The 7,481-nt window shown below is 62.1% G+C and carries 7 protein-coding genes; 3 read left to right on the top strand and 4 right to left on the bottom strand.

Annotated elements, in window-relative coordinates; translation table 11 throughout:
- Positions 1-299 (top strand): transposase (locus BM228_RS32820; RefSeq protein WP_139234340.1); only part of this gene is annotated, 299 nt, incomplete at its 5' end.
- Between the two features lie 907 nt (positions 300-1,206).
- Here BM228_RS32820 and BM228_RS32825 read toward each other — a convergent pair.
- Entirely contained in the window at positions 1,207-1,701 is a 495-nt protein-coding gene (locus BM228_RS32825; RefSeq protein ID WP_244537437.1) for an FAD-dependent monooxygenase, read from the bottom strand.
- Between the two features lie 93 nt (positions 1,702-1,794).
- The gene (locus BM228_RS32830) at positions 1,795-4,146 is read right to left on the bottom strand and encodes an MHYT domain-containing protein (protein ID WP_092047456.1); all 2,352 of its coding nucleotides are present in this window, start codon (positions 4,144-4,146) and stop codon (positions 1,795-1,797) included.
- 467 nt (positions 4,147-4,613) lie between these two features.
- Between BM228_RS32830 and BM228_RS32835 the strand changes: the two genes are divergently transcribed.
- Positions 4,614-5,132 carry a cupin domain-containing protein gene (locus BM228_RS32835; RefSeq protein WP_167367910.1) on the top strand — a complete coding sequence of 173 codons (519 nt, stop codon included), beginning with the start codon at positions 4,614-4,616 and terminating at the stop codon, positions 5,130-5,132.
- Between the two features lie 66 nt (positions 5,133-5,198).
- On the top strand, positions 5,199-5,573 hold the full coding sequence (locus tag BM228_RS32840) for a helix-turn-helix domain-containing protein (protein WP_092047459.1): 375 nt from the start codon (positions 5,199-5,201) through the stop codon (positions 5,571-5,573).
- 607 nt (positions 5,574-6,180) lie between these two features.
- On the opposite strand, the gene BM228_RS32845 is transcribed toward BM228_RS32840, so the two are convergent.
- Positions 6,181-7,113 carry an EthD domain-containing protein gene (locus BM228_RS32845; RefSeq protein ID WP_092047461.1) on the bottom strand — a complete coding sequence of 311 codons (933 nt, stop codon included), beginning with the start codon at positions 7,111-7,113 and terminating at the stop codon, positions 6,181-6,183.
- A 43-nt stretch (positions 7,114-7,156) separates the two neighbouring features.
- Positions 7,157-7,481 (bottom strand): transposase (locus BM228_RS32850; RefSeq protein WP_139234341.1); only part of this gene is annotated, 325 nt, incomplete at its 5' end.

A 7,481-nucleotide genomic window follows, 5' to 3' on the forward strand; every position in this document is an offset into this window, starting at 1 on the left:
GTCGGCGGGGCCGGCCGCGACACCGCCCGGACAAACTGCACGCCGACAAAGCCTACGACGCTGAACCGCGCCGACACGAGTGCCGGGCGCGTGGGATTGTACCGCGCATCGCACGCCGCGGCATCGAGAGCAGCGAGAGGCTAGGCCGGCATCGGTGGGTGGTGGAGCGCACGCACGCTTGGTTCAATCGCTTCCGTCGGCTGCCCGTGCGCTACGAGCGACGTGCAGACATCTACAAAGCCTTCACCAGCCTCGCTGCCAGCCTCATCACACTCAACCAGATCAGACGGTTCTGTTAGGCGCTCTAAGGCTCGGGGTGGTGAGCCGAACCTGATCCCTGGTCCTTAAGCGGACGTCTTTTCTTCGAGCCGTCATACCCCTTGATGCCCTCACCGGGTCACCTCGGCAAATCACGCTTCACTAAACATCGAGTTGCTTTTGCTAGTTTCGACGAGCGGCTTTCTCGGCCGCTTTCACGGCGACCTCAGTACCGACTGCTTGCTGCATGAAGGCCAAGACCTTCATTCGATCATCCTCATGCTCGATCATGGACCAAAGTCGCAGCAACTCATCGATCTTGGCAGAGGGACCTGAGGGAGACTCCGAAAATAAATGGACTGGGCAATTTAGTGCCTCCGCAATCCTATCTAGCAATGTTTCCAGATGGGGAGAGGCATGGCCGCTTTCGTCTGGAGTGGGCATGAGCTTCTGCTTGCGCTGACGTTAAAAAACAGGACGATTGATAGATTCCAAAATTAATAGTATAAAGCTCCTTGAATAGGAGATTTATTTTGACCTGATTGTCAATGGAAATTAGCATACCCCTAAGTCTTTAAATCGGCTGATTTGGCGCGATCCGTCGGCTGATTTAACGGTCATGTAACCAGGCCTTGTACTCGCACCCCCACCCCCATCCCGGTAACTGCAAACGAAGACCAGCAACTCTGGATGAAACGACTTGGAGCGAGTCGTCGCAGAATCACCCGTTCCAGTCGTAGATCCTCGTCAATCAGACTTTCTGGAGGCGGGCTTTCCCAGAGTCCAAGAAGGGTCGTGAATGGGCTCGGCGGCGACGTCCGCTTCTTATGACCGCAGTCTCGAAGCGGACCAGCGGGAAACCACCCCAAGCTGTCGATCCGCAATCGACCCGTTGCGGCCATTCACTTGGATCACGAGGCTTACCGTTAGCGGACGGGTCCGGCTCCCTCAGGGATTTTCAGCATATCCGGACAGATCGGGCACCTTAATTTTGCCCGCGAACAGTTTCGCCGCCAGATTGCCGAGGGACGGCTGGCTCGCTACGCCCAGCGCACCGTGCAGGAGGCGGATAGCAAGACGGCTGCGGGGATGCATCAGGCGTGGACCGATCTTCAGCACCCCCTGGCCATCCTCAACCATGGGGCGCATCGCGGTCTCGTAGCGGTTCAAGGCGGCCGTCACATCGCCGCCGCGGTCGAGTTCTGCCGCCAACACATAGGCTCCAGTGACCGCCAGCGTCGTTCCGATGCTGGCTAGCGGCGTCGCGCACCACGCGGCGTCACCCGTCAGAGCAACGCGCCCCTTCGACCATTGCTTCATCCGGACCTGGCGCAGGACGTCGAAGTAGAAATCCTGTGTGCTATCCATCCCTGAGAGGACACGCTCGGCCTGCCAACCGGCATCCGCGAAGCGCTTGCGCAGGAAGGCCTTCTGTCGGTCCACGTCCCATTCAAGGCTGCTGTAAGCCTATCCGCCCTCAGCCGCAGTGGCCCATCATTAGGTGTTCAAGCTTGCGATAATTGGCTCCCGAGAACCTCATTTTTGGTGTGCATCGCGTGAGGCACCCGAACAATCCAGTGTGGCTGCTCGGGAGCGAAAGTTGATGATCTTGCTGGAAATCTCGGCGCCATGAACCGCGTTGGCGATTACCTGAGCCAGTGTGCCTTGATCAAACGGCTTGCTTAGCCGAGGCAGAACAGGGGTGCGCTCTGACGATACCTCCGCGTAGCCCGAGGCTAAAATAACTGGCAACCCAGGGTGCGCGCGTGCGATCTGCTCTGCCAGCTGTGTTCCCGTCATGCCCGGCATAGCGTGGTCGGTGATGACAAGGTCCAGCCCTTGTCTGCGATCAAGAAGGTCTAGGGCATCCTGGCCCGATCGAGCTTCAACGGCGTAATGACCTAAATCCTCCAGCATCGCTGCTGTGTTTTCGAGAACCAGGGGATCGTCATCGACCACCAGAACGGCCAAAGACCGCGACGACATACGGGGGGAAGGTGCAGCGTTCACAGTTTCCGCTTGTGCCCCAGCCTCGGCCATTGGAAACCACATTTCCGCAGTCGTTCCCTCGCCGACTTGGCTCCTGAGCGTGAGAAGGCCCTGTGACTGCGCAGCTAAGCCCTGCACCATCGGAAGGCCCAGCCCTGTTCCCTTGCCGACGCCCTTCGTGGTGAAGAATGGCTCCTGCGCACGGGCGAGGGTCGCCGCGTCCATGCCGCTGCCTGTGTCCGCCACCGAGAGGCAGATGAAGCGGCCCTCGGGAAGATCGACCGCATCTTCCTCGCCCGCTTGGCGACCCGCAATCGTGATCGTGCCGCCCTCGGGCATGGCATCGCGTGTGTTCACAGTCAGGTTGAGAAGCGCCAGTTCACACTGGTGCGCGTCTACCAGGACGCGCGGTAAGCCAAGCGGAAAGCGGGTCTCGATACGTATCTGCGGTCCGATCGAGCTTTGGAGCAGGTCCGTCATACCCTGCACGAGTTGAGGCAAGTCCACCGCCTCGGGCTTCAGCTGCTGCCGTCGCGCGAAGGCGAGCATGCGCTGCGTCAGGGCAGCACCACGCTGCGCGCCCTGAACGGCATTGTCGAGCAGGCGTGTGAGTTTGGGATCGTCCGGTAGGCGTTTCCGCAGCAATTCGAGACTGCCGAGGACCGCCATGAGGAGATTGTTGAAGTCGTGCGCGACCCCTCCCGTGAGCTGGCCAACCGCCTCCATCTTCTGAGCCTGTGCAAGTGCCTCACGGGCTTGATCCAGAGCTTCCTGGGCCTGCTTGCGCTCGGTGATGTCACGTGTGACCTTCGCGTAGCCAACAAGGAGGCCTTGCTCGTCACGGATTGCGTCGATCACCACGTTGGCCCAGAAGCGGCTGCCGTCCTTGCGCATCCGCCAGCCCTCCGCTTCGAACCGCCCCTCGCGGGCAGAGGTCTCGAGCGCCAGAGCCGGAGCGCCGTGCTGAAGGTCGGCGGGCGTGTAGAAGCGGGACAGGTGGCTGCCGACGATCTCCTCGGCCGTGTAGCCCTTGATGCGCTCAGCCCCGGCGTTCCAATTGGCGATCCGGCCTTCGGTGTCGAGCATGAAGATCGCGTAGTCTCGCACGCCCTGGAGCAGCAGCCGGAAGCGCTCCTCACTCGCGCGGAGAGCTACGGCCTCGTGCTCGGATGCCTCCGACAGGTGCCGGTCGAACATGGCTGCGGCGAGCGCCAGGACGAGGATCAGGAAGGTCGTGCCGGTGACCCAGAGCGCGAGGTAGGTTTGGTTCACCCCCGCGGTGCCGTGGGCATGATCGACGGGCGCATACGCGCTGAACGCAGAACCCTGCATCGCGGCGTAGTGCATGCCTGAAACGGCGAAGCCCATGACCGCGGCGGCTAGGAGCCGCAGCTTGACGCTGGTCTGCTGGAAGGCGAGCCAGAGCGCGGCGACGGCCGCGCCGATGGCGATGAGGATCGAGAGGCCGACCCAGAGACGGTTGTATCTTAGGTCGGCCGGCATGCGCATGGCCATCATGCCCGTGTAGTGCATGCCCGCGATGCCGAGCCCCATCACGAGGCCGCTCAGGCAGAGGGCACTCCGTCCTGCGCCGGGCCGATTGACGACGACGAAGCCCAGCCCCGTGACCGCGATGGGCAGCGCCAGCGAGAGCAAAGTCAGGCGCAGGTCGTAGCCGACCTCCAGGCCCGGAAGGCTGAAGGCGAGCATGGCGACGAAATGCATCGACCAGATGCCGCCCCCCATGGCGATGGCGGCGGCGGCGAGCCACGCCCGCGAAGGCCATCCGGTGGTGGCACGCATGCGTGCGGCGAGGTCGAGCGCCGTGTAGGAAGCGGCGGCAGCGATCAGGATCGAGATTGCGACGAGGGCAGAGTCGTGAGTTCCGGGATGTGGCATCCGGGCGAAGTACCTTGCGACCGCATTCTACTCGTTGGATCAGTGCGTATCATTTACTATCACTACTTTGGCAGAAAGTAATTCTGACCTAGACGCGCCGTAAACAGGAAAAATGTATGCTTGCACTTCAATCTAAAGCGCATGAAGTCAGTAAAATATGATTCTTTGCTTACTTGAAGGATGGTCAATCAGAGCTCTTCAGACCAGACTGCCAAAGCAGTTCTAGGGCGTGCCGTGGATGCCCTGCGTTCGCTGCGGCAAAAGTCGTAGCGCTTCGGCAAAACTTGCCCCGGGAGCCGGGGTTCTCCGCCTGCAATGAAGCCGTATCATGTGAGACGCGTTGTTTGGGCCCGATCTGATATCGCCGGCTGCCTTCAACTCAGCGAGTGTAATTGTGTCATGCCCATGCGGCTTCGAATCGGCCGCGTCGGCCTTCATCGTCGGCTATCCGGACATGCGAGGGTCCTTTGAAGACCGTATTCTCGACGGAGCACATCCATCCGCGGGAGCGTTTCGCTTTCTGGCACGATGTGGCCCGGAAGGATGTCGTTGATCACGAATCCACCCCGGTATGCCGGAATACTTTTCACGCTGAGTTACGTGCCGGCTCGGTCGGCGACATTGGACTTGTCTCGTTCCAGAACTCGGACATGGCGGTTAGCCATACCCGCCGTCACATAGCGCACGCCAACATCGACGAGCTGTTCATCTGTCGGCAATCCGGTGGGCAGATCGCCCTGGAGCAGGACGGCCGCAACGTCGTGTTGGAGGCGGGGGACATCACCCTAAACGACCCGGCCTTGCCCTACGGGGCACGATTTTCCAAAGGTTCGGAAGTCCTCATGCTGAAGATCCCACGGCAGCTTTTAAAAGCGCGCCTTGGGAAGGCACGGGAGATGACGGCCCGGGCGATCAAGCCGGGCACGACCGAGACTGGTCTGCTGTCGGCCACTCTCGCGATGCTGCCGCAGCACACGGACGATTAGAGCTCGGCCGCCGAAGCCCTTCTCGAACCGCACCTGCTCGATCTGGTCACCCTGTCGGTTGGGCGGATGTGGGGGCAGGACGGGTCGCGTACCTCGCCGTCCCGCTCCTTCGTGCGTGTCAAATTGCGGGCGGTGATCGAAGCCCGCTTGGCTGACCGCGCCCTCGATGCCAGCTTGGTCGCCAGCGCGGCCGGGGTCAGCGTGCGATACGCCAATGCGGTCTTGGCTGACGAGAACACGTCGATCGTACAACTCATCCAGGCACGGCGCCTTGCGCGCTGTCGCCAGGCCCTGGGAGATCCCTTGCAAGGCGGCCGGACAGTCAGCGAGATCGCCTATGGCTGGGGATTCTCCGACATGACCCATTTCGGCCGTCGGTTCAAACTTGCCTACGGCGTGCTGCCCAGCGCGCTTCGACGCCGCGTTGGGCAGACGCTCTGACCATCAGGCGACGCGCGATGTTTGATCGGGCGCCCTGATCCAGTTGATCCGCGTCAGGGTCCGACGGCCCGTGCCCGCACGAGGACGCGATACGGGATCTCCTCGACCTGTAAAACCCGACGCACGCGGTGCTCGATCTCAATCTCGGTGGAGGTGGGCCACCTTTGAGATTGCGCGACCGCTGAGGGCATGCAACGCGCCGTTCGTGTTCCTGACGGGCTACGACCCTGACGTGATCCCGCCGGACATGGCCGACGTCTTACGGTTTCAGAAGCCGCTGCCGTTTGGTGAGATCGTCGAGGCGGTGGGACAGCTCTAAGCCCTGCGGCTGCTGAGAAGGAGGCGCCGAGGAGGTGCAAGAGGTATAGGAAGGGGGGACGTGACCGTCCGCTTCGATGCTTTGGCCGCTCGAAAGCGGACCAGCCGCTGACCACCCCGAGCGGCCTTTCCGCTGCCGACCTAACTCGGCCGGCGCCGTCGGTTCGGAACGAAGGAGCGGGGCGTTCGATCGCCGCTTTCTCCACCGATACGTCGGCCATCCAGCTGGTAAGCCACCGCCAGAAGGGAGGCCTTCGAAGCGGCGACCATGATGTCAGACGAAAACGATTTACGTCTCCGGTAGCAAAAGTTGGCCGTTGAATAAGAGGTGCTGCACATCGTCCGCCGTTTGATTGACGGCACCGAGACGCACGATCAATTGCGCGGCACGGCTGCCACGAAGGCCCGCAAGCGTCAGCCGCTTGTTGCGGACATAGGTGTACATGCCGCTGACTGCGAAGGCGGTTGCGTGGCCGATATGCCGCGTCTGGTCGGCGGCCGTGTCCGCAAACCGCGCCGATTGGAAGAAGCCGCGGCGGGAAAGCGGTGTCGCGAAGGTCAGGTCCAGGATGGCGATGCGCTCCCGCTCCGGTGGCACCGTGTGCATCACGGCCGGCGCGGGCGGGGCCGGATTGGCGTTGTCGTAGGGTTCAGGGAGATGTAGCCGGACGCGGAGCAAGGCCGGGTCGGACGCCAGCATCTCGGCAAGGCGCGTCACGCAGGCGGCGAAGGCTTCGGGATCCTTCCTGCCGGGGCCGAAATGGACGTGCATCCGGTCGAACACGTCGTCGCCGTTGGGGTTCGGATCCGGAATGCGATCCACCAGGGTGCGCGAACCGGCAGATAGGGCATACGCGACTGTGGCCGCGAACATGTTCTGCTCGTCGGAAAAGAGGATGGACGAGGACGCATTGAAGAGTGCTTGGTCGGCTGCGTTCGCGAAGCCGATTTCCACACCCCCATCCAGCACGTAATCGGGGAACGGCTCGATCTCGTCCTGCGGCGGCCAGAGATGCGCATCCTGCTCGCGGTCGAGATGATACTGCACATACCAAGCGAGTCCTGGAACCCGAGAGCAGAGCGGCCCATGCACATCACGCCAATAGGTCGCGAACACCTCGTGCGGCACCTGGGGGCGACGTAGCACGGTGGTATAGGTGTTTACGGCAATCGCGGCATCGCGGGCCGCATAATTGGCGTCGGCATCAGGATCGATGGCCATGGCGGCAGCCTCTTCCGTAGGTTCGAGCTAGAGCGGCATCCGATCATATTGGATCATATGCGTCGTAGCCTGCGGCGGCGAGATACCGGCGGCATTCGGCTGGCGTGAAGCGTCTGAAGGCTTGTCGGATCGTGTCCCAGAGGTCGCTGATCGTGCGAGCGGCTTCGGCTCGGAGGATGGCCTTGAGCTTGGCGAAGGCAAGTTCGATCGGGTTGAAGTCGGGGGAGTAGGCCGGCAGGTACAGCAGCCTCGCTCCGGCCGCCTCGATGCGTTCGCGGATGCCGCTGACTTTGTGGGCGGGCAGATTGTCGAGCACGACCGTGTCGCCAGGTCTGAGGGCTGGGACAAGGGTTTCTTCGACATAGCCG

It is taken from the genome of Methylobacterium pseudosasicola, from assembly GCF_900114535.1.
GTDB classification, from domain to species: domain Bacteria; phylum Pseudomonadota; class Alphaproteobacteria; order Rhizobiales; family Beijerinckiaceae; genus Methylobacterium; species Methylobacterium pseudosasicola.